Source organism: Candidatus Caldatribacterium sp. SIUC1, assembly GCF_051549785.1.
GTDB lineage: Bacteria > Atribacterota > Atribacteria > Atribacterales > Caldatribacteriaceae > Caldatribacterium.
On record NZ_CP189974.1, the window covers coordinates 486,303 to 513,074 of the forward strand.

The 26,772-nt window shown below is 56.4% G+C and carries 25 protein-coding genes; 19 read left to right on the forward strand and 6 right to left on the reverse strand.

Annotated features, from left to right (window positions below; all coding sequences use genetic code 11):
* Window positions 1-104 precede the first annotated feature (104 nt).
* The 6 genes from ACP6EK_RS02500 to ACP6EK_RS02525 form a co-directional block, all read right to left on the reverse strand.
* Window positions 105-1,814, reverse strand: a complete 1,710-nt coding sequence (locus ACP6EK_RS02500) for a COG1470 family protein (protein ID WP_438317424.1) — start codon at window positions 1,812-1,814, stop codon at window positions 105-107.
* Window positions 1,796-2,479, reverse strand: coding sequence for a hypothetical protein (locus ACP6EK_RS02505; RefSeq protein WP_438317427.1), 684 nt, complete (start codon window positions 2,477-2,479; stop codon window positions 1,796-1,798). Before ACP6EK_RS02505 ends, ACP6EK_RS02500 begins: the two co-directional genes overlap by 19 nt.
* 200 nt (window positions 2,480-2,679) lie before the next feature.
* A complete protein-coding gene (locus ACP6EK_RS02510) occupies window positions 2,680-3,471 on the reverse strand; it encodes a COG1470 family protein (RefSeq protein ID WP_438317430.1) in 792 nt (263 codons plus the stop codon).
* Window positions 3,446-3,988, reverse strand: coding sequence for a hypothetical protein (locus ACP6EK_RS02515; RefSeq protein ID WP_438317432.1), 543 nt, complete (start codon window positions 3,986-3,988; stop codon window positions 3,446-3,448). The genes ACP6EK_RS02510 and ACP6EK_RS02515 overlap by 26 nt, the downstream gene beginning before the upstream one ends.
* A 114-nt stretch (window positions 3,989-4,102) precedes the next feature.
* Entirely contained in the window at window positions 4,103-4,807 is a 705-nt protein-coding gene (locus ACP6EK_RS02520) for a response regulator (RefSeq protein WP_438317435.1), read from the reverse strand.
* Complete coding sequence (locus ACP6EK_RS02525) at window positions 4,779-6,359, reverse strand: GAF domain-containing sensor histidine kinase (RefSeq protein ID WP_438317438.1); 1,581 nt, start codon at window positions 6,357-6,359, stop codon at window positions 4,779-4,781. The genes ACP6EK_RS02520 and ACP6EK_RS02525 overlap by 29 nt, the downstream gene beginning before the upstream one ends.
* Before the next feature lie 208 nt (window positions 6,360-6,567).
* On the opposite strand from ACP6EK_RS02525, the gene ACP6EK_RS02530 reads away from it, so the two are divergent.
* The 19 genes from ACP6EK_RS02530 (at window position 6,568) to nadA (ending at window position 26,187) form a co-directional block, all read left to right on the forward strand.
* Window positions 6,568-6,975 (forward strand): response regulator, encoded by a 408-nt coding sequence (locus ACP6EK_RS02530; protein ID WP_438317441.1) that lies wholly within the window; start codon window positions 6,568-6,570, stop codon window positions 6,973-6,975.
* Entirely contained in the window at window positions 6,972-7,856 is an 885-nt protein-coding gene (locus ACP6EK_RS02535) for a hypothetical protein (RefSeq protein WP_438317444.1), read from the forward strand. The genes ACP6EK_RS02530 and ACP6EK_RS02535 overlap by 4 nt, the downstream gene beginning before the upstream one ends.
* On the forward strand, window positions 7,853-9,022 hold the full coding sequence (locus tag ACP6EK_RS02540; RefSeq protein WP_438317447.1) for a type II secretion system protein GspD: 1,170 nt from the start codon (window positions 7,853-7,855) through the stop codon (window positions 9,020-9,022). Before ACP6EK_RS02535 ends, ACP6EK_RS02540 begins: the two co-directional genes overlap by 4 nt.
* 10 nt (window positions 9,023-9,032) lie before the next feature.
* Entirely contained in the window at window positions 9,033-10,709 is a 1,677-nt protein-coding gene (locus tag ACP6EK_RS02545) for a hypothetical protein (protein ID WP_438317450.1), read from the forward strand.
* A 12-nt stretch (window positions 10,710-10,721) separates the two neighbouring features.
* Window positions 10,722-11,534 carry a PKD domain-containing protein gene (locus ACP6EK_RS02550; protein WP_438317453.1) on the forward strand — a complete coding sequence of 271 codons (813 nt, stop codon included), beginning with the start codon at window positions 10,722-10,724 and terminating at the stop codon, window positions 11,532-11,534.
* A gap of 22 nt (window positions 11,535-11,556) precedes the next feature.
* Entirely contained in the window at window positions 11,557-12,369 is an 813-nt protein-coding gene (gene mutM / locus ACP6EK_RS02555) for a bifunctional DNA-formamidopyrimidine glycosylase/DNA-(apurinic or apyrimidinic site) lyase (protein WP_438317456.1), read from the forward strand.
* Between the two features lie 52 nt (window positions 12,370-12,421).
* A complete protein-coding gene (locus ACP6EK_RS02560) occupies window positions 12,422-13,411 on the forward strand; it encodes a LacI family DNA-binding transcriptional regulator (protein ID WP_438317459.1) in 990 nt (329 codons plus the stop codon).
* Window positions 13,412-13,578: 167 nt separating this feature from the next.
* Window positions 13,579-14,511, forward strand: a complete 933-nt coding sequence (locus ACP6EK_RS02565) for a Nif3-like dinuclear metal center hexameric protein (protein ID WP_438317462.1) — start codon at window positions 13,579-13,581, stop codon at window positions 14,509-14,511.
* Window positions 14,511-16,139 carry a carboxylesterase/lipase family protein gene (locus ACP6EK_RS02570; protein WP_438317464.1) on the forward strand — a complete coding sequence of 543 codons (1,629 nt, stop codon included), beginning with the start codon at window positions 14,511-14,513 and terminating at the stop codon, window positions 16,137-16,139. Before ACP6EK_RS02565 ends, ACP6EK_RS02570 begins: the two co-directional genes overlap by 1 nt.
* A 35-nt stretch (window positions 16,140-16,174) precedes the next feature.
* Window positions 16,175-17,623 (forward strand): sucrose phosphorylase, encoded by a 1,449-nt coding sequence (gene gtfA / locus ACP6EK_RS02575; protein WP_438317467.1) that lies wholly within the window; start codon window positions 16,175-16,177, stop codon window positions 17,621-17,623.
* 142 nt (window positions 17,624-17,765) lie between these two features.
* Entirely contained in the window at window positions 17,766-18,986 is a 1,221-nt protein-coding gene (locus tag ACP6EK_RS02580) for an ABC transporter substrate-binding protein (RefSeq protein ID WP_438318837.1), read from the forward strand.
* Window positions 18,987-19,048: 62 nt separating this feature from the next.
* Window positions 19,049-19,933, forward strand: coding sequence for a carbohydrate ABC transporter permease (locus tag ACP6EK_RS02585; RefSeq protein ID WP_438317470.1), 885 nt, complete (start codon window positions 19,049-19,051; stop codon window positions 19,931-19,933).
* Window positions 19,933-20,772, forward strand: a complete 840-nt coding sequence (locus ACP6EK_RS02590; RefSeq protein ID WP_438317473.1) for a carbohydrate ABC transporter permease — start codon at window positions 19,933-19,935, stop codon at window positions 20,770-20,772. The genes ACP6EK_RS02585 and ACP6EK_RS02590 overlap by 1 nt, the downstream gene beginning before the upstream one ends.
* A gap of 219 nt (window positions 20,773-20,991) precedes the next feature.
* The gene (locus tag ACP6EK_RS02595) at window positions 20,992-21,393 is read left to right on the forward strand and encodes an RrF2 family transcriptional regulator (RefSeq protein ID WP_438317476.1); all 402 of its coding nucleotides are present in this window, start codon (window positions 20,992-20,994) and stop codon (window positions 21,391-21,393) included.
* Window positions 21,394-21,404: 11 nt separating this feature from the next.
* Window positions 21,405-22,385, forward strand: coding sequence for a hypothetical protein (locus ACP6EK_RS02600; RefSeq protein WP_438317479.1), 981 nt, complete (start codon window positions 21,405-21,407; stop codon window positions 22,383-22,385).
* Between the two features lie 140 nt (window positions 22,386-22,525).
* Entirely contained in the window at window positions 22,526-23,437 is a 912-nt protein-coding gene (gene cysK / locus ACP6EK_RS02605; protein WP_438317481.1) for a cysteine synthase A, read from the forward strand.
* Window positions 23,431-24,231 (forward strand): ATP-dependent sacrificial sulfur transferase LarE, encoded by an 801-nt coding sequence (gene larE / locus ACP6EK_RS02610; RefSeq protein ID WP_438317484.1) that lies wholly within the window; start codon window positions 23,431-23,433, stop codon window positions 24,229-24,231. Before cysK ends, larE begins: the two co-directional genes overlap by 7 nt.
* Entirely contained in the window at window positions 24,228-25,358 is a 1,131-nt protein-coding gene (mnmA, locus tag ACP6EK_RS02615; protein WP_438317487.1) for a tRNA 2-thiouridine(34) synthase MnmA, read from the forward strand. Before larE ends, mnmA begins: the two co-directional genes overlap by 4 nt.
* Complete coding sequence (nadA, locus tag ACP6EK_RS02620; RefSeq protein ID WP_438317490.1) at window positions 25,276-26,187, forward strand: quinolinate synthase NadA; 912 nt, start codon at window positions 25,276-25,278, stop codon at window positions 26,185-26,187. Before mnmA ends, nadA begins: the two co-directional genes overlap by 83 nt.
* The last annotated feature ends 585 nt before the right edge of the window (window positions 26,188-26,772 follow it).

The window sequence follows — 26,772 nt, forward strand, 5'->3', positions numbered from 1 at the left end:
AAGGTGAAGCCCCGGTCAATGGAGAAGGAGTTCAAGTAGCGAAAAGCCCCAGATTGCTCTGGGGCTTTTGGGGGAAAGAAGATCGGGGGAGGAATCTGAATCTTTTACCCTCCCGGATGGAGCTTAAGGGTTTCTTCTTTGCGGAGGATTTCTTTCCCCTGGTGCGCCATGACAAGTGTAAGGGCGTACTTTCCGGGCTCCAGGGTATTCTGCGACTCAAGGACGAGCACCCCTTCCTCACCGGGAAGAACGAGATCCGGACTCTCTCTTAAGACCAGGGTGAGGCTTGAGCCCGGTTTCACCGCAATAGCCCCCTCTGTAGATATCTCCTCCTGAATCCGCACAAGGGTGATGACACAGGAAGGCTGGAGGTGTGTGTTCCCCGTGTTCCGGAAGCGCACCACGGCCCGGGGACGGAACGTGGCCTTCTGGGGAGGTCCCTCAAGGACGAACTCAATCCCCGTAAGGTCTGCCTGAAGCATTTTCACCCCCTTCACGTTTTCAAGCACAAGGAGGGTGGATGCCCCAAAGGCCCTTCGGAGTTCTTCGGGAACGGGTTTTCCGTCGACACTTTCGGGGAGAAAATCAACCCGGACGTATTTGTCGCCTTCGGAGACACTGTCAGGACTCTTCACGGTAATTCGCACGGTCTTCGTTTTATAAGGGGCAATTTCCACCTGCTCCGGGGCGACTTCGACGAAGGAACTGAAGCGGGCGCTTTCGGCTTCCACCGGGTCAATGACAACACCCCGGGCGACGACCGTGTGAGAAGAGTCGTTGTAGAGCACCACCGTGAAAGAACGATTGGCTCCCGGAGAAATCTTCCCCTCGAGGATCTCCTTGCTGACACTGAGAAACACTGGATTCACCGCAGCAATGCCCACATCCTGGATTTCTCTTTTTCTTTCCGCCACCTCTTTCCCCTCGACGTGGAAAATCGTTTTTGCTTCTGCTCTGTGGACTCCTCCATAGTCGATGACTGCTAAAGCCGCATAGTCCCCGGGCGGGAGGTTCCCCGTATAAAGGGTGACGAAATCAAGAGAAAACCCGGGGAGGACCCGGCCCCGTCCACTCCCCAGGGGAGACTCAATCACCCTTTTCCCAAGGGCATTGGTCACGATGAGTTTCCCTTTCCCTTCGATGATATCCCTGCCACGGTTTGCGAGGGTGGCGGAAAACCTCAGCCCTTCTTCGGTTCTTTTCACCTCGAAGGCCTCGATAACCCCGAATTTCCCACTCCAGCGCTGGGCAACGCCTCGCCGTCGTACCCGGACAAAGAGGACGTTACCCAAAAGGACGTCAACCCTGGTTTTCAATACCGCTGCCTGCTCCTGGAGGGCGGTTTTCTCCTCTTCGGCTGTAGCTTGAAAGACGATCATAGCAGTGTACAGACCAGGTTTAGCGCTGGGGGGAACAGTGAGGGTGGCCCGGATCTCTTTCCCTCCAAAGGGAGGCAACATCAGGGTTGCCTCTTCCAGGCGAACCCAGGCAACACAGGAATGCTGAGGGTCCAGGGTATCCTCAGGGCCTGCGGGACGGTACGTACCGTCCCGTTCCTCCACAGTCCCGGCCACAAAGGCCTGGAGGCGGATTTCCTGAGCGCTTTCGTTGAAAAGCGTGCAGACGAGCTCTTCTTTGCTTCCGGGAAGAAGCTCAAGGTTAAACGAGAGGGGACTCATGGTGAGCCCCACACCCCAGGAACAGGAAGGCAAAAGGAGGAAGGCAAAAAGCAAAAGGCAAAACCCGAAAAGCAGGACCTCTCTGGTGCCCCCGGGGGCACCAGAGAGGGAGAAACTCAGCTTGGCTTCACCCATGGTTTTTGCTCTTTCAGCGTAACGCAGATTGTCGCACCATTGGGGTCCGCGTACTCACAGGCAGGAGTGAGGTGAGAAACCTCGATCTTGTTGTAAATCCTGAAGACATAGCCTAAAATCGGCTCTGTGATGGACCTGGTTCCGTTGAAGTCCGACGCCCGAACCCACTGAGGCCATGGGCCACCCCACTGCCAGTACTTGTAGTAGGTGGGAATGGTCTCGTTTGCGTCCGTCTTCTTCAGGTCCTCAAACCCGGAAAACACGAGATCCACGTCGCCATTGCTTGTGAGGCACCCGAAAAGCCATTGGGTGTCGTAGCAACCGGGCTTCAGCACATACCATTTGATCTCCGTGGCAGAAAGGCTCAGGGTGACCCACTGGGCGACGGAGGCTTCAACCTTCACCTTTGCGCAGGGATCCAGGTTGCAGGAGAAGAAATAGGGCTTGGTAATGACCGCCCAGGCGCCTTTCGGGTAGATGCACTGAGCCCCGGGGATATCAACGTTGACAGTATTGGTGGAGTCATCCGGGCCTATGCCGAGGATTCGGGCAAGCTCTGCCTGTTCCTCGGAGGTGAGTTCATTCGGGATTTCCTCCTCTGCCCAGGCCACTGCGCCCACAAAAAGTAAACACACCACAACACCCAAAATCACAAACCACTTCATGCTCCTCTCCTCCTTTCAGGTGGAATCCTGGTTACCACTTTCAGACTGATTCTTGCCCTCGTTCCCTCCCTGCCTCTCACCTCCCTCTGGGGGTATTATCGGGGGGAAAGGAAGGGAAGAAATCGACTGAAAGTCCCGAAAGACCACCGGATAGTCTCAAAAAAAGAAAAACACTCGTAAGACGAAAGTCCCAGGAAACGCTACGGTAGGGCCAGGAAAACCTTTAAAGCGCCAAGGGGACGGGGTCGCCGGCGGTCCTCACCAAAGACCCGAACTTCAACCTCGTACTCCCCCAAAGGAAAAGGCTGTTTCTCCCACTCCACCGTAATCTTCCGCACTCCTCCAGGAAGGATGAGGAGGTTTTTCTCGTTTTGGGGAAACACGGCGCGGTGGAGGAGTTCCCCCTCCCTGGTTCTCACGAGCACCTCACCCCACACGCGCACGTGGACATTCCCAGCGTTCTCAAGGGAGAGTCGCAGGCGCTCTCTGTCTCCCCCCTCCACCACCACAGAAATCCTCTCGGTCTTTCGGATGCGGGGAAGAAGGAAAAGGAGCGTCCCCGTGCGAATGCTCACAGCGACCCCCCCGTTTCCCTCCGGGACCGTTTCGAAGACTACCGCCCCGTACCGCCCCTCACGAACGTCCGGGGGAATCTTCAGCCGGAGAAAGACTTTTCTCCTTTCCCCTGGCCCCAGCGTGAACACCCGCGCATCCTGCAGGACGACACAGGAAGAAAGAGAAAGGGGGCTGCTTCCCTCAGGGAGCAGGAGAATCTCCCCTTGGGGAGAGAGGGCGAGGTCGGCAAGAAAGCACCGAACAGCAACCGCTACCCCGGCAGCGTTTTTGACTTCTATGGCAACGCGGCGGTTGACCCCGCTGCCCATCTGTACCTCAAGGAAAGGTGGCGAAACCCCGAGGGCGATGCTTCCCAGAGCATACCCTGGCAAAAGCAGAAAAAACGTAACCTCAAGGACGATAAAACACTTCCACAACGATGGTCCCGACATATTCCCCGGCCCTGTCTTCATGGGTGATCTCAAGCTGCAGGTCACACCTTGCGGTGTATGCTATTCCCCCCGCTGAGGTCTCAAAGAGGAGGAGCTTCTTCCCGTTGAGGAACCGCACGAAATTCCCGGCTTCCTTCCCCTGTTCGGCGATGGCAATAGCAAGGCGCTCAGGGGGAATTACCGTGGCTTTTTCCTTCCCCTGGAGGGGTTTGGCCTCGGCAAAGACTTGCAGGGGGGTATTCGTCACCACCGAAAGCACAAGGGGGTTATTTGCCCGGTATGTACCCGGACCGCGGTCACAGTCAAAGACGACCGCCGGTTCACGGCCGGGAAGGGCCTGTCCTTTTCCATCGGCAAGGTTCACCGTAACGTTCACATAGGGATGGATGGTGGCTTCGACCCGGATGGTCGGTCCCTGAAGAACCTCCCAGACTGTCTCCCCAAAGACCGGGAGAGGGAAAAGGAGAAGAACAGGAACGAGGAGAATTCCAAAACGCCGCACACAATCACCGCCCTTTCCAGGAGCTCTGCAGAAAGGGTAGAAGAACAAGTGGTACCCCTGCATCGGGCAGAAGACCTATTCGCAGGACGAAAAGTCCCAAAAGCCTCCAGGACCCTATTCTTCGAGGAATCCCTCTTTGAGGGCGAAGACGATGAGCTTGACCCGATTCTCGATGTTGAGCTTGGTGAGGATGTTGGTGAGGTGGTTCTTTACAGTTTTTTCGGCGATGCAGAGTTCCTCAGCAATCGCAGCGTTGTTCTTCCCCTCCACGATGGCCCGAAGGATTTCCCGTTCCCTGGGCGTCAGGACCTGGAAGAGAGAAGAAGGCTTCCTCCCCCGGCGGACGTAAATTTTTTTGAGCTCACCGACGACGAGAGGTGCAACCTCCGACGCGATGACGATGTCACCCTGAAGAGCAGCCCAGATACCCTGGAGAATCCTCGGGAAAGGAGCGCTTTTCACGAGATACCCCATGGCGCCGGCCGTGATGGCCCGAAGCGCTGTCTCTAAGGTGTCATCCACGGTGAGCATAACTGCCTTAAGCTGTGGTGCCTTCCCCTGGAGCCTGCGCACGAGATCCACACCATCCATATCCGGAAGGTGAACATCGACAAGGGCGAGATCCGGCCGCTCAAGAGGAATCTTCTGCAGAGCTTCATAACCATTCCGGTACACCAGGCACCGTTTGACATTCCCCTGGGCTTCCAGAAGCCCTTTCAGGCCCTCGGCGAAAAGCAGGTGATCGTCCACGATAGCCAGAACTGGAAGGGTTGTGAACTCAAAGGGGTAGTCACCAGTGAACAGGGAAAACCACCCCAATCCTTGTTCCCCGAGAGGACCGAGAACGAACGCGCACCATACCTCCGAGGGCAGCTACCCGCTCCCGAATCCCCCGAAGACCAAAAGTACGCTCCTGCAGGAAGGCTTGTTCCGGACAGAACCCCTTCCCGTTGTCCCACACCACGAGGTACACGGCATTCCGGAAGCGGCCGATGGTCACCCGAAGCGCTGTTGCTCCGGCGTGTTTCCAGACGTTCATGAGGCACTCCTCGAGAATAGCGAAAACCTCTTTCCGTACCGGGAAAGGCAGGTACTCCTCGGGGATGCTTATCCGAAGATCGTAGTGCACCCCTTGAAGGCCAAAGAGGTAGTCGAGCCTCTCGAGGAGCGCCTCCCGGAGGGCAAAGCTTCTATCCTCCTGACCTTCTCCCCGGAGTTCCCGCAATATCTCCCGCGCTTCCCGACAGGAAGAGGACAAGAAACGCTCTAAGTGAAGCAGCACGGAAGCCTCCTCCCCCCGGAGCATCTCCCTGAGGGCTCTGCAGCACATCTCGGCCCCCGCAAGACTCTGGGCAACTCCATCGTGGAGGCTCCGGGCAATACGGAGCCTCTCCTGCTCCACAATGCCCATCCGGGCCCTCTCGCACAATGCAAAGCCCTGGAGCATCCCCGCAGCAACACCGCTCAATATGGCAAGGAATGTTCCAAGGAGTCTTGAAAAGGGAGCATCCACAAGGGCCACGAAAGCTCCCATGAAACACCCCCGCCAATACAGGGGAGAAACCAGCACCTTCCAAGAGGCTTGCCCGGAGAGAGAAAGAAGCCGCAGGACGCTCCGGGCACTGCACACCACAGGATGCTTCTTCCGGAAAAGGGGGAGGAAAATTCGACCAAGTTCTTCCCGAGCCTCGGAAGAAAGGACCCTCGCAAGTTCCCGGGGCACCACGATGGTGTACTTTCCCGTGGGGAGGAGGGCAAAGAGCGCCGCGTACTTTGTCGGCACCATCACCTGAAAGGCCCGCAGAATAGTGCGGACCAATCCCTGAAATCCCGTAGTCCAGTCACAACCACTGAGCACCCTTGAAGCCTTCTGCACCATCCGCACGAGATGCTCCTCCTCAAGGCCTCCTCTCAGTTCTTTCAAAAATCCCGAAAACTCTTGCAGGAGATCCTCAAGGAAAAGCAGAATCTCCGGAGAAAAACATCCCTCGCGCCTGTTGAGGGAGAGGACACCCAGAACCGTTTTGCCGTCCCCTCCCCGAAGAGGAACGCACACCGAGGAGGTATCCCTGCATCTCCTGTACGGCAGGGATAGGGGAGGGCTGTGCAAGGCATCGATGATGACCCCCTGTCCCTCCTGGAGTACGTGCGCCGCCACCCCCCAAGAAGGAAGATACGGAGAATGTCGCAGACGCTTGGGGTAAAGACCAAAGGCGGCAACAACTCGGAGTTTCTTCCGAAAGGGGTCAAAAACGGCAAGGGTACCCGAAGAAGCACAGGATTTCCGAAGGATTTCCCGAAGCACAAAGAGCGCCGTTCGGCTCTGTGGGAAATCGGCACACCAGGCCTCTTCCTCCAAGAGGCATTCCACCTTTTCCCCTCCTTCCCCCCTTAGAGTAAAGTTGTGTTTTTGTTCACTTTTTAGAGTCTCAAAATACTTCACCCCTTAGTATACTATACCGCAAGTTTACTCCCCGGAAGGGACTTTCGGCCTATGAAAAAAGATAAAAGGTTAGGACTTTCGGTCGAACAAAAGGGGACCGCAAGAGGATGCCGGAGCACAACCCCTCTGGTTAGCTATGGGAAGGAAGGAGGTATGCACCGTCATCCGGGTCTTTCTCCTTGACAACAATCGCCTCTTCCTCGAGGGGCTCGTGTTCCTTTTAGAGAAACGGGAGGACATCAAAGTCGTGGGTGTGGCCACAAAGGCGCGAAACGTCCTGCGTTCCATTGAGAAGACCTCTCCGGATGTGGTCGTCATGGATTTCGTTCTCCCTGACGCAAACGGCGCGCACCTTGTTCAGGAAATTCGCAGGCGATGGAAACACATCCGGGTCGTCATCCTCTCCCTCTATGACAACCAGGACTTCCAGGAAGAGGCGAAAAAAAGCGGGGCCTTCGCCTACCTCGTCAAGGGAGGCCCTATCGAGGAACTCCTTTCCACGCTCTACGCCGCCTCTGAAAACGGGAGGAGGGACAGACTTTGATTGCGGGATGGAGGATGGCAAAAGCCCTGGCCATCCTGGTGATCCTGGGTGTTTTCTTTGGGGATACCCGGGGAACCCGGATGGGGGCTCAGGAAATCCCTGCCTTCGTTCCTTTCCCCCAGAAACTCGTCTTTTCTGGGGTGAAACCGGGAGAAGAAAGGACCACGGAGTTCTCCCTCGCCCTCCAAACCGGCGACACATCCTGGGCGCTTTTCGTCGCCCTCAAGAGTCAGGAAACCATCCCCCAAGGGGTGCTCCTCCTCAGGGCACCAGGAGAGAAGAACCCCCTTCCCCTCTCTCCGACGCCTATCCTCATCCTCCAGGGAACCCAGCCAGCGCCCCATGGGGTCACCGTGGGTGGCTTCACGCTCACTTTTGCACCCTCCTGGGCAATGGAGGCTGGGGAGTACACGGCGAATCTCGTCTTTTTCTACCAAAGAACGGGAGGACAACCCATGCCTTTACCGCAATCCCTTACCCTTGTCCTTGCTGTTCCACCGGCCTTCCAAGTTGAAATGCAGGAAGCCCAAAAGGACATCGCCCTCGAGGTTTCTGGCCCCCCTGGACTCTATTCCCTTACCCCAGCCCTGTCACTGTCTGCCCGGGCCAACGTCACCCCATGGACGCTTCTTCTCTCCACCCGGGGTCTTACGGGAGAACAGGGAGGGCACATCCCTCCCGAGCGGGTGTTTGTCAAACTCGGGAAATCCCTGGTCTCTTTCCAAAATCCGGTGGTCGTCCGTACCGCCCGGGCAGGAGAAACGGTGACTCTTGCGAATCTCCTGCTTTTTGTGGAGACCAGGGTGGAGGATCCCCCTGGTCAGTACAGGGGAGAAATTGCTATGGCCTGTTCCTTCAGGTCAAAAGGAGGGGTTCAATGAAGTCGCCTTTTCTGCGGCTGTTTTTTACGTTATGCTGTCTGATCCTCGCGTGTGTTGCCCTCGCCCACGGCGAAGAAGCGGAAGAACCGCTGATCACCAATGTCTTCGTGGACACCGATATTCGGGAAGCCCTGCAGGACGTGGCGAGCCAGGCGGGAATCCCCATCCTCGCCGATGAGACCGTCTCAGGATACGTAACCCTGGAGCTCTCTGAAGTCCCCTTAAGCAGGGCTCTGGAAATGATGCTCACGCCTTTTGGCTGTGTGGCCGTCAAAATGGACGGGTACTACCTCGTAAGTTCCGGATCCCCCGAGAGCCCCGCGTTCCGGAATATTGCAAAAAGCGAACGCATCAACCTCAAGGACCTCAACGCCGAGGAAGCCCTGGCACTGCTTCCGGACTTCTACGCCCAGTACGCCAAAGCCATTCCCGGGAAGCGCTTCATCACTGTGACCGCTCCTCAACCCATCATCGACGAAATTCGACGGATTCTCGCACTTGCAGACGTCCCAAGAAAGCAGGTTGTCATCGATGCCGTGGTAACAGAGGTTTCAGGAGAAGCAGCCAGGAACCTGGGGATTGAGTGGGGCGGTGCAACCACGGGACCCTATGGACTTCAGTTTGGAGAGCTTGCGAGCATCGGGGGGCTCTTCCAGCGCCTCGAGCGGGTGGTCGCCACCATTCATCTTCTCGAAAAGGAAGGAAAGGCCCGCATCCGCTCGAATCCCCGCCTGGTGGTCCTTGACGGGGAGGAAGGAGAAATCCGGGTTACCCGGGAGGAATACTACGCCATCGTCACCGGAACCGCCACCTTCCCCACAACGAGCCTTGAAACCATAAGTGCCGGGGTCATCCTAAAGGTCCGGCCCTATGTGGTGGATGGAGAGGAAATCATCCTCACCCTGAGTCCTGAGGTGAGTAACGTCGTGGGGGCAGGGCTTCAGGACCTCCCGGTGGTGAGCCGCCGCATCGTGTCGACAACAGTCCGGGTGAAAACAGGAGAGACCCTGGTTCTTGGAGGGTTACGCCAGCTCATCGAAGTCACCACCGAAGGGAAGGTCCCCCTCCTTGGAGACATCCCCATTATCGGGGCCCTTTTCCGCCATAAGAAGACAACGAGCGAGGACAAAGATGTGGTCATCCTCATCACCCCGAGCATCCTGTGAGAAATGCCTTTTGTTTTTTGCGCTTTCTGTCCTCAGCATGCTTTGCGTTCCTCCGAAAAGCGAGGCAAAGACCGTCACGCTGTTTTGCCCCGACATCCCCCGAAAAGAGGCCATCCTCACCGTGGCCTTCCAGGCAGGGGTGGAAGTGGTCTTTTTTGAGGACGTCCCCGGAAGGGTGAACGTACGCCGGGAATCCATAGCCTTCGAGGACGCGCTGGACCTCATCCTCCAGGGAACCGGAATCGTGTGGCACGAGAAGAACGGGGTGTACTACATTGGCACACCAGAGGAGGGCACACCCGAGTACCTCAAAATAAGCGATGTCGAAACCTGCACCACCCGCTTCAGAACGTCCCGGGAAATCCTCGCGCTCCATCCGGAGTTTGTGGGGAATCTCCTCCCCACCTCGCCGTTTCACTTTCTCGTCGTCGGCCCAAAGAGGGTAAGGGAGGCGATAAAGGACACCGTTGTCGCACTTGACCGTCCCCGGGAGCACATCCTCCTCAGGGCTGCCGTTTTTGAGGGTGGGGAAAAATCCCTCGAGGATTCGGCATTTTCCTTTCCTGACACCCAGAAGCTTTTCACCTTTCCCCGCCTCGACCATAGAGAAAGACTTCAGGGACAGCTAACCCTCAGGGAGGAAGAAGAAAAGGCAATCCGGCGCCTGGAGCAGGAACTCCTCGTCCTTGAAGGGGAGTGGGGAGAAAGCCGGGTAGGGGAGAGGGTGTACTACAGGGTAGAGGAGGGGGGCCTGGGGGCCTTAGAGGTCGTGGAACTCGGCACGGGCCTCCGGGCACAACCCCTGTGTCGCGAGGACAGACGCATTGTGGTGAACCTGGAAGTCGAGGTGACGGATACCGCAGGGGAAAACCCCCTCACCGTGGTGCGGAGGACCTTCAAAACCTCGGCAATCCTTGAGGAAGGCGTGGTCACCCCCCTCGTTCTTGAAGCGTACGAGGAAATCCAGAGCAAAGCCCGGAAGCTCTTCGAAAGCCGGTCCGCAAAAAGACGCCCGGAGAGGGAAACACAGAGCGAGAAGCTCGTGCTCCTTGTGGAGGCGAAAAGGCAAAATCCCCGGGGCGTTCCATCCCTCGTTCACCTTGAGGGACCACCACTGGAGTTCCAGGCCACCTCGCCAGCAAGAGACCTCCGGGGTACCCGGGCATTTTTGGAGTACCGCTCTCCCGGACCTTTCCTGAACGTGGGTTTTGAAACCACGTGGGAGGAGACGGTGGAAATTCGCGGGAACCTCCTGACCAGCTTCTCCGGAAAGCCACTCTGGGGAAGTCTCGAACTTGTGTACCGTGTTGCAGGAGAATCCCTCGGCATCCGCTGGGAAGGAACACCGGAAAACCAGGGGTGGTCGGTGTTTTTCGAGAGCCGGAAACAGGACCGGAACGACACCACGTGCTTTTTCCGCCTCGGGACAGGATGGGTGGGAGAGGACACCGTGGGCTTCGTGGCCCTGGGTGGAGCGCACAGACGGGGGAATTTCTCCCTTGAGGGAACACTCACCTGCCAGATGGCCTCCGCCACAAACCTCTGGCTTGACCTTGAGGGAAGATTGCGGGTGGGCAAAAACACCTCGCTGGTTGTCGGCTACAGCGGTCTTCTGGCTGGAGAGAAAACACCCCTCGATGACCTGCGTTTTGAAGGGTTTTTTGTGGGGTTGCGGATAACTTTCTGAGGAGGGGAAAACATGCGAGGGTACCTGATACCGTTTTGCTGTTTCCTGGTGGTGCTGGTCCTTTCAGGGTGTAACTGGTTCGGTAAGGGGCTTTTGAACGTCATCAACCCTGAGGCTGAGGTGCGGATGTACTATGTCTTTAACACACCCCCAGACATCGGAGGACCGGAAAAGTTCGAGCTCCTCCAGGGACTGACCTTCGACCTTGTCGTGTACCCCCTGAATGGAGTAGGGTTCACCATTGAGCGCCTGACCTACACCTATACCACAGAAAAAGGCGAGGTCGCCGAGCTCGCCAAGGACCTGGTGCTTTCCTACTACGTTCCTCCCAATGTCTCCCCTGAGCCCACCATTCCTCAACCTGGGGAGGCCAGCCCCTATGTCCTCACGAACCTCCCGCTCTTTTTCCAAGACACCATCGACTACCTCTGGAAGAACTACGGGATGAAAAACCTCTTCCTTACCCTCAGAGCCTCGCTACGGGATGATGCCGGCCACACCATGATGAAGACCATCGTGGCGAACTTCCCAGTGCTCCAGCTTGGGGAGGACTTCTGGCCCCCCACCGAGGTTGCGATTGAGCCGAGTAACCCAAGCGTCCCCGCCGGAACCACACTCACCTTCCTTGCCCGGGCAAAGGACGAGTCCACAATCGTCTCCTATCAGTGGTTCGTGAACGGCCGACCCCAGGGATGCGCAGGGGGCACCCCCACCTTCGCCTACACCTTTACGGAGGCAGGAACCTACACCATCATGGTGAAGGTGTGCGATAGGTCCGGGAACTGTTCTTTTGGTCTTACCACCGTTACGGTCACCGCAGCATAGGGAGTTCTGGTAGAATAGGAGTATGCCGGAACTCCCAGAGGTTGAGGTCTTACGGAGAGAACTTGAGCCGTTCCTTCGGGGAAAGCGCATCGTTCTGGTGGAGATTCGGGATCCTCGCCTCGGCTTCCCGAAAGAAGCAGCGGAAGGAAAGACCATCATTGGGGTCAGGCGCCTGGGGAAGTACCTCCTTTTTGGCCTTGCCGAAGGAGGGTGCCTGGCGCTGCACCTTGGGATGACCGGGAAACTGCTTCTCGCAAAAGCGAACACTCCGCAAAGGCACGAGCGAGTGGATATCCTTTTGTCCTCTGGAGAGCACCTCCTCTTCTGCGACACCCGGCGGCTCGGGAAAATTGCCTTTCTCCGGGAGGAAAAGGAACTCTCCGAAAAACTCGGCCTTGACCCTCTGTCCCCGGCGTACACCTTGGAGAATGTCCGGGCTCTCCTTGAGGGGAAGAGGCGTCTTAAGGACTTCCTCTTAGACCAGAGAGGCATCTGCGGCATCGGCAATATCTACGCAAGCGAAATTCTCTTCCGGGCCCAGTTGCATCCTGAGCGCACTCTTTCGTCGCTCTCTGAAGCAGAAAAAGCCAGACTCTTCGTCGCCATCCGGGAGGTCCTTGAGGAGGCGATTGAAGAGCGAGGAACCACCATCCGGGACTTCCGGCGCACCTTAGGGGAAGAGGGGAACTTCCAGCATCTCCTTGCGGTCTACGGAAAGAGCCACTGTCCCCGCTGCGGGACCCCAATCGTGCGGAAGGTCATCGCCTCCCGGAGCACGTACTTCTGCCCCCGCTGCCAGCCTCTGGAAGGCGAGGGGGAAACCCCTGATGCATGAATGACGTTTTTCCTGTAAACTATACCTCCAGAGAAACAGGGCGAGAGGATGAATGGAGATGGCAGCGGTGACGATTAAGGACGTGGCGAAGAGAGCAGGGGTAACCGTGACCACCGTCTCCCGGGTACTGAACAACAGAGGATACATCAGTGAAGCCACCCGGGAAAAGGTATACCGGGCGATGAAGGAGCTCAATTACCAGCCGAACGAAATCGCCCGGTCCCTCCTGCGGAGACGAACCAACATCCTGGGCATCATCCTCCCCACGGTCGTCCATCCTTTCTTCAGTGAACTGGCCTTCTTCATTGAGTACTACGCGTACGAGTACGGGTACAAGGTCATGCTCTGCAATTCACAGCTCGACCAGAAAAAGGAAAAAGAATACGTTGAGATGCTCCGCGCAAACCAGGTCGACGGTATTATCATGGCCAGCCACACCTTAGAAGTGGACGAGTACCTGAGTCTCAGACTCCCCCTGGTCACCTTTGACCGGCAGATTGCACCGGACATCCCCTTCGTGTCCTCTGACAACTACTTGGGGGGGACTTTAGCCACCAACCTCCTCATCGACAGGGGGTGCAGGAAAATCGCCCACATCTGCGGCAATCTCCGCCTCAATATGCTGGCAAACCAGAGGAACAAGGCGTTTGTCGCCACCGCGCAGGCCAGAAAGGTGGAATACGTGACCGTGGAAACGGACCTTAACGTCTTTGACATGCGCCAGTACGATACACTGGTTCTCAGGCTTTTTGAAGAACATCCCGACGTGGAGGGTATCTTCGCCGGAAGCGATGTCATCGCCGCCAGCGTCATTAAAATCTGCCACCAGCGGAAAAAGAGAATACCTGAAGACATCAAGGTCGTCGGATACGACGACGTGAGCATTGCGTCCTTCCTCACGCCTCAGCTCACGACCATCCGGCAACCCATTGAGGACATGGGGAGACTGGCGGTGGAGCTCATCCACAAACAGATCAACAAAGAAGCGGTGACGGTTGAGAACGTCCTCCCGGTGACGCTGGTGGAGCGGGAGACGACGTAACTTTTGTGTCAAACGGTTAGTAGAACCTTCCGGAATGTTCACCCTTCTTGCTCTAGAGTGGTTCTTTATCCTGCGCGGAGATCTCCCCTGCTTTATGTCAAACGCTTGACATAAAGAATTCCCTTGTGCTATGTTTGCGCTAGAACACGATCAAGGGGGGCGAGACCGTGAAAAAGCTGGTACTTCCGGTGCTCCTTGGCTGGCTTGTGCTCGGCATGGTGTTCCCGGGAACCGCAGGAGCGGAAACCGGGCACCGGATGACCGTACGAGATGTCGTCAACGCCATCATTCGGTACTCCGTCGGTGACAGAGAACTCCCCGTGAATGACAGACTCATCGCGGGAAGTTACGACACTGAGGTGACAGGAATCGTTGTCACCTTCATGGCCACCGTCGACGTCATCCGGAAAGCTGCAGAGCTTGGAGCAAACCTCATCATCACCCATGAGCCAACGTTCTACACGGGAGGAGATGCCACAGACTGGCTCGAGAACGACCCGGTGTACCTCGAGAAGAAGAAACTCATAGAGTCCCACGGAATGGCCATCTGGAGGTATCACGATTACATGCACATGGCACAGCCCGACGGCATCTATGCGGGGCTCTGGAAAGAAATCGGTTGGGACCAGTACCTGGTGAGTACAGACAACCCCTGGATTTACGAAATCCCGCAAACCACCCTGGCCGACCTGGCGAGATTCTTCAAAGAGAAGCTCTCTGTGGGTGTTGTGCGCATTGTGGGGAATCCCGACATGAAAGTCTCAAGGGTCGGCATCCTCGTCGGTGGAGGCAGCCTCGGTCTTGGGAGGGAAGAAATGCCCATGCAGGTTATGCAGCAACACAACCTGGACGCCGTGGTGTGTGGGGAAATCTATGAATGGACGCTTCCTGCCTACGTCAACGATGCCACCATGCTGGGGCTGAATAGAGGAATCATCGTCCTCGGGCACGAACGGACCGAAGAATGGGGTATGAAACACATGGTGGCATGGCTTCAGCCCCTCGTCGGAGATATCTCGGTGACCTTCATCAGTGCAGAAGAGCCCTTCCTCTACCTTACCGATGGGGGCATCCTGAAAGGAGGGCAGGATGTACATTGATGCCACACTGGAGTCCTCAGGGGGCTTCTGTCCCCGGACGCGCACGGGGGAACTCAGTTGTTTCGTCGCTTTCGAAAGCGGTGGTGGAGGTCTCGGAAGGGAAACTTTTAGGGTTCATCGACCGGGGTATCTACACCTTCCGTGGGATACCGTATGCCCAGGCCAGGCGCTTCATGATGCCCCAGAGGGTCAATCCCTGGAGCGGCATCCGTGACGCCACAAGGTACGGTGAGATATGCTACCAGAGCCCGGTACGGAACAGGGTCGCACGAGACGAGTTCTTCAATCCCCACGTATACCTTGAGCAAAGTGAACACTGCCAGTTCCTGAACATCTGGACACCGGGGCTTGCGGACGGGAAAAAGCGCCCTGTTATGGTCTACCTCCACGGTGGCGCTTTCAGCGCCGGGTCGTCCCTTTCTCCCCTCACCGACGGCCGAAATCTCAGCGAAAAAGGGGATGTTGTGGTCGTCTCCCTTAACCACCGCCTGAATGTCCTGGGCTTTCTTGACCTCTCTCTTTGTGGTGAGGCATACAGGCACTCGGCAAACGTGGGCATTGCCGACATCGTGGCCGCCCTGGAGTGGATACGGGAGAACATCGAGCAATTCGGGGGCGATCCCGAGAACGTCACGCTCTTTGGGAATTCCGGTGGTGGGGCAAAAATCCTCGCCTTGGCGGCAACCCCCGCAGCACGGGGATTGTTCCACAAGGCCGTTATTCAAAGCGGCATCGCCTTTGGTTTTGGGATGACCCTCAACGAGAAAGAAGCCGCCGAACGGGTGGCAGCCCTGACCCTCAAAAACCTCAATCTCTCTCCAAAGGACGTCGATAAGCTCCAGGAAGTGCCGTACCACGTGCTCCTTGAGGCAGCTAACAGCGCCAAAAGGCAAGTTTCACAGGAACTGAATATACGCTATATGTGGGGGCCAGTTCTCGATGGAACGTACATCCCTACGCACCCGGTAGCCGAGGAATTCGCCCCTCAGGCCCGGGACATCCCCATGATCATGGGGACGGTACTCAACGAATTCACCACTATCATCACCAGTGAGGCCGTTGACCTTCTCTGCGACAACAAAGACACCTGGAGCATGGAAAAGGTTCTGGCAAAACTCACCGAAAAATACGGCTCCAGGGCCCAGGACGCCCTCCATGCGTTCATGAAGGCCTACCCAAATAAGAAACCTGCCGATGCGTACTTCGTGGACACCGCATTTCGTCCTGCAACCTTAGAGGCAGCACGGAAAAAGGCTGCACAAAAAGGCGCCCCCGTGTACACCTACGTCTTTGCTTACGAAGCTCCGGTCATGGACGGTGTGGGCATGGCCTGGCACTGTGCAGAACTCCCCTATGTTTTCGACAACACCGACCTCGTTCCCACCGCAACCGGTGGAGGGATAGCGGCAAAAGTCGTGGCACACATGGTGAGTCTGGCGTGGATTCACTTTGCGTACACCGGAGACCCCACTCATGAGTGGATTCCAAAGTGGCCGCCCTTCACCCCTAGCGAGGGTGCCACGATGGTCATCGACACCCTCTGGGAGGTACGATACCACCACGACAAAGACCTCATGGACCTTGCGGTAGAACTTGGACTCACGGAACTTCCGGATTTCGATTTCTGAAATCTGAAATAGAGAGGCAAGGGTGAGCGTTAGCCATGCCGGTTCCCAATAAAATCATGCTCATCACGTACGCAGACAGCATGGGTAGGAATCTCAAAGAGCTGAAATACCTTCTGGAAAAGCACTTTAGCGATGCCATCGGGGGGCTTCACATCCTGCCGTTCTTTCCTTCCTCAGCAGACCGGGGGTTTGCCCCAATCACCTATGAGAAGGTTGACGAAGCCTTCGGGACATGGGACGATATCCAGGCGTTGAAGAAGGACTTCTACCTGATGTTCGACTTCATGGTCAACCATATCTCCCGTCAGTCCATCTTCTTCCAGGATTTCCTGGCCCGGAAGGACGAATCCCCTTACGCCACGATGTTCATCCGGTATAGAGACATCTGGCCCTGCGGGGAGCCCACAAAGCAGGAACTCGACATGATTTACAAGAGGAAACCCCGACCGCCTTATGTCACCGTGGAGTTCGCCGACGGCACCACGGAGAAAATCTGGTGCACCTTCAGCGATGAACAGATTGACCTCAACGTCACCTCTGAGGTTACCCGAACCTTCATCAAAAACACCCTTGAGCACCTTGCGGAGAAAGGTGCTTCCCTTATAAGGCTTGACGCGGTTGCCTACACCATCAAAAAGCGGGGAACAAACTGTTTCTTCGTCGAACCGGAGATATGGGAACTCCTTGAGTTCTGCCGGGAGGTGCTTGCACCTTACGGTGTAGAAATCCTCCCGGAAGTCCACGAACATTACTCGTTCCAGCTCAAGCTCGCGGAACGGGGATACTGGGTGTATGACTTTGCCCTGCCGATGCTTGTCCTCCATACCCTCTACAGCGGCTCAACGACGCGACTCATCCACTGGCTGCGGATATGCCCCAGGAAACAGTTCACCACCCTCGATACCCACGACGGGATTGGAGTAGTTGATGTGAAGGACCTCTTAACCGATGAGGAAATCGAGAGGACCAAAGAGTACCTGTACTCCCGGGGGGCAAACGTCAAGAGCATCTACAGCACGACGGCGTACAACAACCTGGACATTTACCAGATCAACTGCACTTACTACTCGGCACTCGGCAACAACGACGACGCATACCTTCTGGCACGAGCTATACAGTTCTTCGCCCCCGGTATTCCCCAGGTGTACTACGTGGGGTTACTCGCGGGAGAAAACGACATCGAACTCGTGGAGAGGACGAAGCAGGGAAGGGACATCAACCGCCACTACTACACCGTGGAAGAGGTTGAGGAAAATCTGCGCCGGCCCGTGGTCCAGAAGCTCCTTCAACTCATGCGATTCCGCAACACCTACCCGGCGTTTTCGGGGGACTTCGCCATCCAGGAAACAAACGACGAACATCTCCTGGTCCTTCGGTGGAAAAAGGGTGAGTACGAAGCTACACTGGAGGCGAATGCGCAAACGTTTAACTTCACAGTCACCTATAGCGACCCCTCAAGGGGAACAAAAGGGAAGTTATTTTAAAAGCGCTCCTGTATGTCAAACGGTTGACATAAAGGGAAGAGAAAACTATAATACCACCAGGAAAACCCTTCTATAAAGGAGGAGGAGAAAGGTGAGGAAACTTGTGTTCTCCCTGCTTGCTGCACTGGTGCTCTCCGCAGCAATGTCAGCTATTGCCAGCGCCAAGGTGAACATCACATTCCTGAACTCCAAAGGAGAGATTCAGGCACAGCTTGAGGAAATCGCCGCTCTCTACAGTGAAATCGCCAAAGACGTGACGGTCGAAGTGATTCCCTGCCCGGTTGGCCAGTCGCCCTTTGAGAAGGTCGTCTCTATGTACGCTTCAGGAAACGCACCGACCATCGCCATGGTGGATGCCGGTGACGTCAAGAAATTCCAGGACAAAGCCCTGAACCTCACCGGTGAACGATGGGTGCAGGACGCCATTCCCGGAAGCCTGGACATGGCGACCCTTGAAGATGGAACCGTCGTCGGCTTCCCCTTTGCCGTTGAAGGATACGGGCTCATCTACAACAAAAAGGTCCTGGACAAAGCGCTGGGGAAGAGCTTCGATCCTTCTTCAATACGCACAAGGAAAGACCTCCAGGCACTCTTTGAAGAGCTCAAGAACGCCGGTGTTGCACCACTTGTCATATCCCCCCTTGACTGGTCCCTGGGAGCGCATTTCTTCACGATAGCCTATGCCGCCCAGTCGCCGGATCCCAAACAGGTCGATGCATTCCTCAAGGACTTGCGGGCTGGAAAGGTGGACCTCCAGCAGAACAGCGTCGTGAATGGTCTCCTTGATACCTTCGACGTCATGAGAGCGTACAACATCGACAAAGACGACCCGCTCTCCGGAACGTATGACCGAGGTTCGTATCTTCTGGGCACTGGAGAGGTCGCCATGTGGTTCATGGGCAACTGGGCCTGGCCACAGCTTGGCGAACTCGATCCCGAAGGCGAATATGGCTTCCTGCCCGTTCCTATCAGTGACAATCCCGACGATTACGGGAACTCTCAAATCCCTGTGGGTGCCACCAAATTCCTGATTCTTGACAGAGAACAGAGTTCTGAAGCAGAACAACAGGCAGCCAAGGACTTCCTGAACTGGCTGGTGTATGACGCAAAGGGCCAGGACATGCTAGTCAACAAACTCAGCATCATCCCGGCTTTCAAGAACATTACCCTCGAGCCAAAGGACCCTCTGGCTAAGTCAATCCTGCAGTACGTCAGAGCAGGGAAAACGCTCCAGTTCGTTCTTGACCTCCCGGCGGACCACTGGCGTATGGTGGGCGCTTTCATGCAAAAGTACCTGGGCAATGCCATAAGCCGGGATGAACTCCTTGACGAGATTGAAAACTACTGGAAAAATGTGAAATAGCACCTTGGTAGAGCACCCGGAAGGAAGCCTTCCTTCCGGGTGCCTCGAAGTGTGCCAAGAAAATGGTTTCAGAGAAAACTCCCTTTGGGAAGGTTGGAACGTATCTTCTGTTTGCTGGACCCACCACCTTTGCGTTCTTCACCGTGGTCATCCTTCCATTCCTCTTTGGCGTCTACCTCACCCTGACGAACTGGAACGGTCTGTCAGCAACGTACGTCTTTGTGGGCCTCAAGAACTACCGGATGGTCTTTGAGGACAGGGCGTTCTGGACATCTTTTGGCCTCACCCTCAGGTACGTGGCGTACACCGTCGTCCTCACGAACGTCATCGCCTTCACCCTCGCGTACCTTCTGACCAGCGGGATTCGAGGACAGAATTTCCTACGGGCCGGCTTTTTCGTCCCGAATCTCATAGGAGGCATTGTTCTGGGCCTCATATGGCGTTTCGTCTTCTCCAACGTCCTGGTCTACGTTGGAAAAAGGTTCGGATGGGAGCTCTTCCTCCGTTCCTGGCTTGCCCATCCAGACAAGGCATTTTGGGCGCTTGTCATCGTCAGCGTGTGGCAATCCTCCGGGTACATGATGGTCATCTATATTGCCGGACTCATGGGCATCCCAAAAGACCTCATCGAAGCAGCCACCATTGAGGGAGCCACAGGCCTCCAGAGGCTGCGGTACGTCATCCTCCCCCTTTTAACCCCCTTCACCACCGTCTGCATCTTCCTCTCCCTCCAGAGAGGCTTCATCGTCTACGACCTGAACAAGGCCCTGACCGAGGGAGGCCCCTACAAGAGCACAGAACTCGTGGCCATGCACGTCTATGAAAAGGCGTTCTTAGCACAGCAATACGAAATTGGTCAGTCTGAGGCGTTCTTCCTCTTTGCGATGATCGTCGGCGTCACTCTTGCCCAGGTGTACCTTGGGAAGCGATTAGAGGTCGAACAGTGATGGCGCAACGGCAAAGGTACCAGGAAGGGATTCTTGAGGCGCTCAGGCTTTCTTCCCTGTACTTTCTCCTTGCGCTCTACCTCATCCCCTTCTTCCTCGTCTTCATCAATGCCTTCAAGGACCGCAACCAGATCATCGCCAGTCCGTTCCGCCTCCCTTCAGCTTTCCACCTGGCCAACTTCATCGAAGCCTTCAGAAAGATGAACTACCCCTATGCCTTCTGGAACTCTCTGGTCATCACCGTCTTGAGCACCGCCCTTATCGTCTTTTTCTCCTCCATGACTGCCTATCTCTTTGCGAGGCTTCCCTGGAAATTCAACAGGTTCATGTTCTTCCTCATGGTTGCCTCCATGCTCATCCCCTTCCAGGCCATCATGATTCCCTTAGTCAAGGTATACGGATCCCTTGGACTCCTCAACAACCGCTGGACCCTCATGTACATGTACCTTGGCTTTGGATGCTCCTTCGCGGTTTTTCTGTACCACGGCGCCATCAAGAGTATCCCCCTTGAGTTAGAGGAGGCAGCCATGATCGACGGATGCTCGAGGTTCCAGGCATTTTTTAGAATCGTCTTCCCCCTTCTGAAACCTACAACCACAACGGTGGCCATTCTCGACGTTTTGTGGATCTGGAATGACTTCCTCCTGCCGTCTCTCGTCCTCATTTCCCCCAGAAACAGAACCCTCCCCCTCTCCACGTACTACTTCTACGGGACCTATACCTCAGACTACGGACTCCTCCTTGCATCACTTATTCTGAGCATCACCCCGGTCATCATCTTCTACCTTTTCATGCAAAGGCACATCATCAGGGGAATACTCCAGGGTTCCATAAAGTAGCTTCCTGACCCTGCGCAGAGAAGGTTGGGTGCCCGCTCACTGAGAACACCTCTCCCCGGGTGGGCCCTGGACCCATCCCACAACGTTCAATCCGGAGCTCTACGGCCCTTGACACCGGGAGAGCTTTCCCCTATAATGCTACTAAAGCGATAATATTTATAGATTTTGGGGGGATAAACGATCCGGCTTTCAACCCGTTCCCGGTATGGACTCCGGCTTATGGTAGAACTCGCTCTCTCTTACGATGAGAGAGGGTTTGTGTTCCTCCGGGATATTGCAAAAAGAGAGGAAATCTCCGAGAAATACCTGGGGCAACTCATCATTCCCCTGCGCTCTGCAGGCCTCATCTCTTCCAAGCGAGGGGCAGAGGGAGGATACCAGCTTGCCCGACCTCCGGAAACCATCACGGTCCTCGAGATCGTGGAGGCCCTGGAGGGGAAGGTCATCATCGTGGATTGCCTGCGAGACGAGGCCCTCTGCCAGAGGGCCTCGTCCTGTGCCGCCCGGGAAGTGTGGAAGAAGCTCCAGGAGGCCATCGTCAGGGCTCTTGGGGGGATAACCCTTGCCGAAGTCGTGCGCATTGCCCGGGAGAAGTCGCAACTCTCCGATTATTCCATATGACAGGAGGTACCATGAAGGCCATTGGTCTTGTTTCTGGAGGACTCGATAGCTCCATCGCAGTAGCCCTCATCCGATCCCAGGGGATTGAGGTCGTGGCGCTCCACTTCACAAGTCCTTTCTTCGGCAGAAAGGCTTTCCTTGAAGGAGTCATGAAGCAGCTGGGCGCAGAGTTCCGGGAAGTCGCAGTAGGTGAGGAGTACCTTGAGATTGTCCGAAATCCGCGCTTTGGCTACGGGAAAAACCTCAACCCCTGCATCGACTGCAAAATCTTCATGCTCCGGAAGGCAAAGGCCATCATGGAGGAAGAGGGGGCAACGTTCGTTTTCACCGGTGAGGTCGTCGGACAGCGCCCAAAATCCCAGATGCGGAATACCCTCCGGCTCATCGAGAAAGAAAGCGGGCTTTCGGGGTTTTTGCTCCGGCCGCTTTCGGCAAAGCTCCTTCCTCCGACCATCCCGGAACTCGAGGGGTGGGTCAGGCGAGAAGAGCTTTTCGGCATCGCCGGAAGGGGACGAAAGGCGCAATTCGAACTGGCAGAGCGCTTCGGGATTGAGGAGTACACGAGTCCTGCCGGGGGGTGCCTGCTCACCGACCCTATCTTCTCGAAGCGCCTGAAAGACCTGCTGGACCACGATGCATTCACCCTTGAAAACGTCGAGCTTCTGAAGCTCGGGAGGCATTTCCGGTTTACCCCCTGGTACAAACTCGTCGTGGGGAGAGACGAGGGTGAGAACCGGGCGCTGCTTCGCCTTGCCCGGGAGGGAGACCTCCTTTTCTTCCCCCAGGGCGGGAAAGGGCCCCTGGGCCTTGGAAGAGGAACGGCAGGCCCCGAAGATATCGAACGCTCTGCCCAGGTCATCGCCTTCTACACGAAAAACGGTGCGGAGAAAACGGCGGTTATCGTCCGGGACTTCTCTGGAACCTCCAAGGTCCTCGAGGTTCCAAAGTGCCAGGAAAACGTCCTTGAGTCACTACGCATCCCAAGGGAGTGAGAACATGGTGGGAATGGGAACCTCGTGCAGTGTCCACGGTGTGGCGCAATCTCCTGGGACAAAGGGGACTTTCTTCTGCTCTGTCCTTTTTGTGGTGAAGTGTTCGTTGCCTCTTTGAATGATGAAAGGGGGGAGGACCCGTGCGCATTGCCCAGAACATCACCGAACTCATCGGCAACACTCCCCTTGTGTACCTGAGTAAACTCGCCCAGGGACTTCCGGGAAAGGTTGCGGCAAAGCTCGAATTCTTCAACCCCTGCGGAAGCGTCAAAGACCGGATTGCCGTCTCGATGATCGAGGAGGCCGAACGGCAGGGGCTTCTCGGCCCGGACTCCACCGTCATCGAGCCTACAAGCGGCAATACCGGCATTGGCCTTGCTTTCGTCTGCGCCCAGCGGGGGTATCGCCTCATCCTCACGATGCCCGAAAGCGTCTCCGTGGAACGACGAAAGATTCTCGCCCGGTTCGGCGCTGAAGTGGTCCTGACCCCTCAAGAAGAGGGCATGAGGGGTGCGGTGCGGAAGGCGGAAGAACTTCTTGCCCAGATCCCGAACTCCTTCATGCCCCAGCAGTTCAAAAACCCTGCAAACCCCAAAATCCACCGGGAAACCACGGCAGAGGAAATCTGGCGGGATACCGATGGTGCCGTAGACATCTTCGTTGCCGGAGTGGGGACCGGAGGAACCATCACCGGGGTGGCGGAGGTGCTCAAACCTCGCAAACCATCCCTCCGGGTGGTCGCCGTCGAACCGGCCCGCTCACCCGTCCTTTCTGGGGGTCAGCCCGGACAGCACAAAATCCAGGGGATTGGAGCAGGATTCATCCCCGATGTTCTGCGCCTTGAGCTTGTGGACGAAATCATCCGGGTTGGGGACGACGCTGCCTTCGCCACCGCCGAACGCCTGGCAAAGGAGGAGGGCATTCTCGCCGGAATCTCCTCAGGAGCCGCCGCCTGGGCAGCACTTGAGGTGGCGAAAAGACCCGAGAACAGAGGCAAACTCATCGTTGTGGTTCTCCCGGACACCGGAGAACGGTATCTCTCGATATGGTGAAGACGGCTGCCTTCACAAAGTTCGAGAGGCTGAAGGACATTCTGGCCTCCCTGCAGGAGGTCGTCATAGCCTATTCAGGGGGTGTGGACTCGACGTTCCTCCTGTGGGTGAGTTCCCAGGTTCTTGGCCCGAAAGCGCGGGGAGTCCTCATCGACACGCCTCTTGTCCCTCCCTACAAAAAAGAGGAGGCGCTGAAAACCTCCCGTACCCTGGGGCTTCCTGTGGAGGTGCTCTCCGTAGATATCTGGCAGGAAGAGGATATCCTCGCCAACGGTCAAAGACGCTGTTACTTCTGCAAGAAATTCCTCTTCTCAAGGCTCAAAAGCGTCGCCGGGAAGACTCCGGTGTGCGATGGGACCAATGCTGACGAAACGCAGGAATTCCGCCCGGGGCTTCTCGCCAAAGAGGAACTCGGCGTTCGCTCACCCCTTTATGAGGCAGGGCTCACAAAAAGGGAGATTCACGAGCTCTCTGCGGCCTTCAACCTCCCTACGGCCTGGAAACCGTCGTACTCGTGCCTGGCCACACGCATTCCGCAGGGGATGCGTCTTGTGCCGGAGCTCCTTGAGCGCATCGGGGAACTCGAGAGGTCTCTTGAGGAGCTCGGGTTCTCGGGATTCCGGGTCCGCCACCACGGCGACATCGTCCGTCTGGAATTCGAGGAACAGGATTTCCCCAGGGTCCTTAACCCCGGAATACGAAAGGCAATCCTTGCGCTCTGTAAAAAGGCAGGGTATCGCTTTGCGACTCTTGACCTTGCCGGATACCAGAAAGGGAGTATGGATGGGGGATGAAGCAGCGTGTGCTTGTGGCGATGAGCGGAGGAGTGGACTCTTCCGTGGCCTGCTTGCTCTTGAAAGAGGCGGGTTTTGAGGTCATTGGGGTCACGATGTGCCTTGGAGAAGAGGGAGGAGAAACTCGCTGCTGTGGTGCCCGGGCTGTAGAGGACGCAAGAGCCGTGTGCCACATGCTCGGCGTGCCGCATTTTGTCCTGGACTTCTCCCGTGAAATGGAGGACATCGTCATTGCGAACTTCGTCGCCGAGTACCGCCGGGGCCGTACCCCCAATCCCTGTGTCCTCTGCAACCGCCACCTGAAATTCGGCAGGCTCCTTGAGCATGCCAGGGTCTTAGGGTGCGATTTCCTCGCTACCGGTCATTACGCCCTCCTTGAGAAGAAGAACGGGAGGTACGTCATCCGCCGGCCCAAAGACCGCAAAAAGGACCAGACGTATTTTCTCTCTGCCATCCCCAAAGAGGCACTCCCTTTCCTCCTTTTCCCCCTCGGGCACTACACGAAAGAAGAAGTCCGAGAGATTGCCCGGAAAGCGACCCTCCCCGTCGCCGAGAAACCCCAGAGCCAGGACCTCTGTTTCATTCCCGGGGGGAATTACCGGGAGTTCCTTCTGCGCCACTTGGGGGAAGAACGTCCAGGGAATATCGTTACAAGAGAGGGAAAGGTTCTCGGCCAGCACCGGGGAATCTTTCATTACACCATCGGGCAACGAAGGGGCCTTGGGATTCGTGCCCCCTATCCCCTCTACGTCATCGCCATCCATCCGGAGCGAAACGAGATTGTGGTGGGTCGCAGGGAGGAACTTTTGAGCTCTGGGCTTGTGGCCCAACCTTTCAACTGGCTTGTCGACGAACCTCCAGAGAAGGCCCTGGTCCAGGTCCGCTACCAGCAAAGGCCCCAGCCGTGTTTCGTGAAAATGCGCGAACAGTACGCCGTGACTATCACCTTTGAGCAACCTCTGGAGATGGTGACACCGGGACAGATTGCCGTCCTCTATGACGGAGACATCCTCCTTGGCGGAGGTCCTATTGAGGAGGTCTGGCATGAAAAGCATTCAGGAACGCATCGGGGAACTGAAAGAGAAGAAGAATGCCGTTATTCTCGCTCACAACTACCAGCTTCCTGAAGTTCAGGAAGTGGCAGACTTTGTGGGTGACTCTCTGGGTTTGAGCATTGCGGCCCAGAAAACTCCTGCCGACATTATCGTCTTCTGCGGGGTCTACTTCATGGCAGAAACGGCCAAAATCCTTTCGCCCCACAAGAAGGTGCTCATCCCTGACCCTGAGGCAGGATGCCCCATGGCCGACATGCTACCCCTTGAGGAACTCCGGAAACTCAGGGCCAGGTACCCTCAGGCCAGGGTCCTCTGCTACGTCAACACCCACGCCGCAGTGAAAGCCGAGTGCGACCTTGTGTGCACCTCGGCGAATGCCCCACAGGTGGTGGAGCGGGGGTTTGCCCCCGGCGAGGACGTCATTTTCGTTCCCGACCAGTACCTGGCACAGTACGTGGCCTCAAAACTCCAGAGAACGTTCATTCTCTTCCCCGGCTATTGCCCGGTGCACGTGGCCATCACCGAAAACCACATCCTTGAGGCCAAAGCGCAGCACCCCGAGGCTCTGGTCCTCGCCCATCCTGAGTGCCGTCCAGAAGTCCTGCGCCATGCCGACCAGGTCCTCTCCACAGAGGGTATGTGCCGGTACGTTAAAACCTCACCCCATCGGGCATTCGTTGTCGCCACAGAGGTTGGCATCATCCCCCGCATGGAAAAAGAAAACCCTGGAAAACGATTCTTCCCCGCCTTTTCAGGTGCCATCTGCGAGAACATGAAGAGAACCACGCTCGAGAAGGTTCTCGTCTCGCTTGAAGAGGAGATTCACGAGGTCACCCTCCCTCAAGAGGTCATCGAAAAGGCACGAAGAGCCATCGAGCGGATGCTCGAGCTCTCGCGATGAACCATGCTCGTCTCCAGTGTCCGTGTCTTCGGCGCCGAAGCGACCGGCTTCTGGACTACGTTCCTGAGGCCTTCCGGCTGCTGGATTTCAAGGAAACATAGAGCAGCAATAGGTCGAAAGGAAAATGTGCCACAAAGGGAGGAACGCGCTCGAGTTCCTGAAGGGCTGCATCGGGAAAACCTGCCGGCATGCGGGACCCGTGAGGTCGAATGGGTAGCGGGAAACGACAGGCGCAAAGTGGAATGCTGGCTTTTCAGGAAAGTGTCGTCGACCTCCGGTAGTGCAAAAACCCCTGGAGATCGACGACACTTCAAAAAACCCCTCTAACCCTCTTGACAGAGGGAAAAAGTTGTGATTTCATTTACATAAAGCGCACCTTGACAGGTGAACGTGGTCTTCTCAGGAATCCTTATTTAAAGCCCACAAAACGGGTTTGTAGCCTACCTATGAGGGATGGAAATGGCGAGCGATGCGCATCTCTCGTTCGCGTCGCAATGAGGTTTGTAGCCTACCTATGAGGGATGGAAATTCTGAGGCTGGCTGGCTACGAGGGGCCGTTCTTCACCGGTTTGTAGCCTACCTATG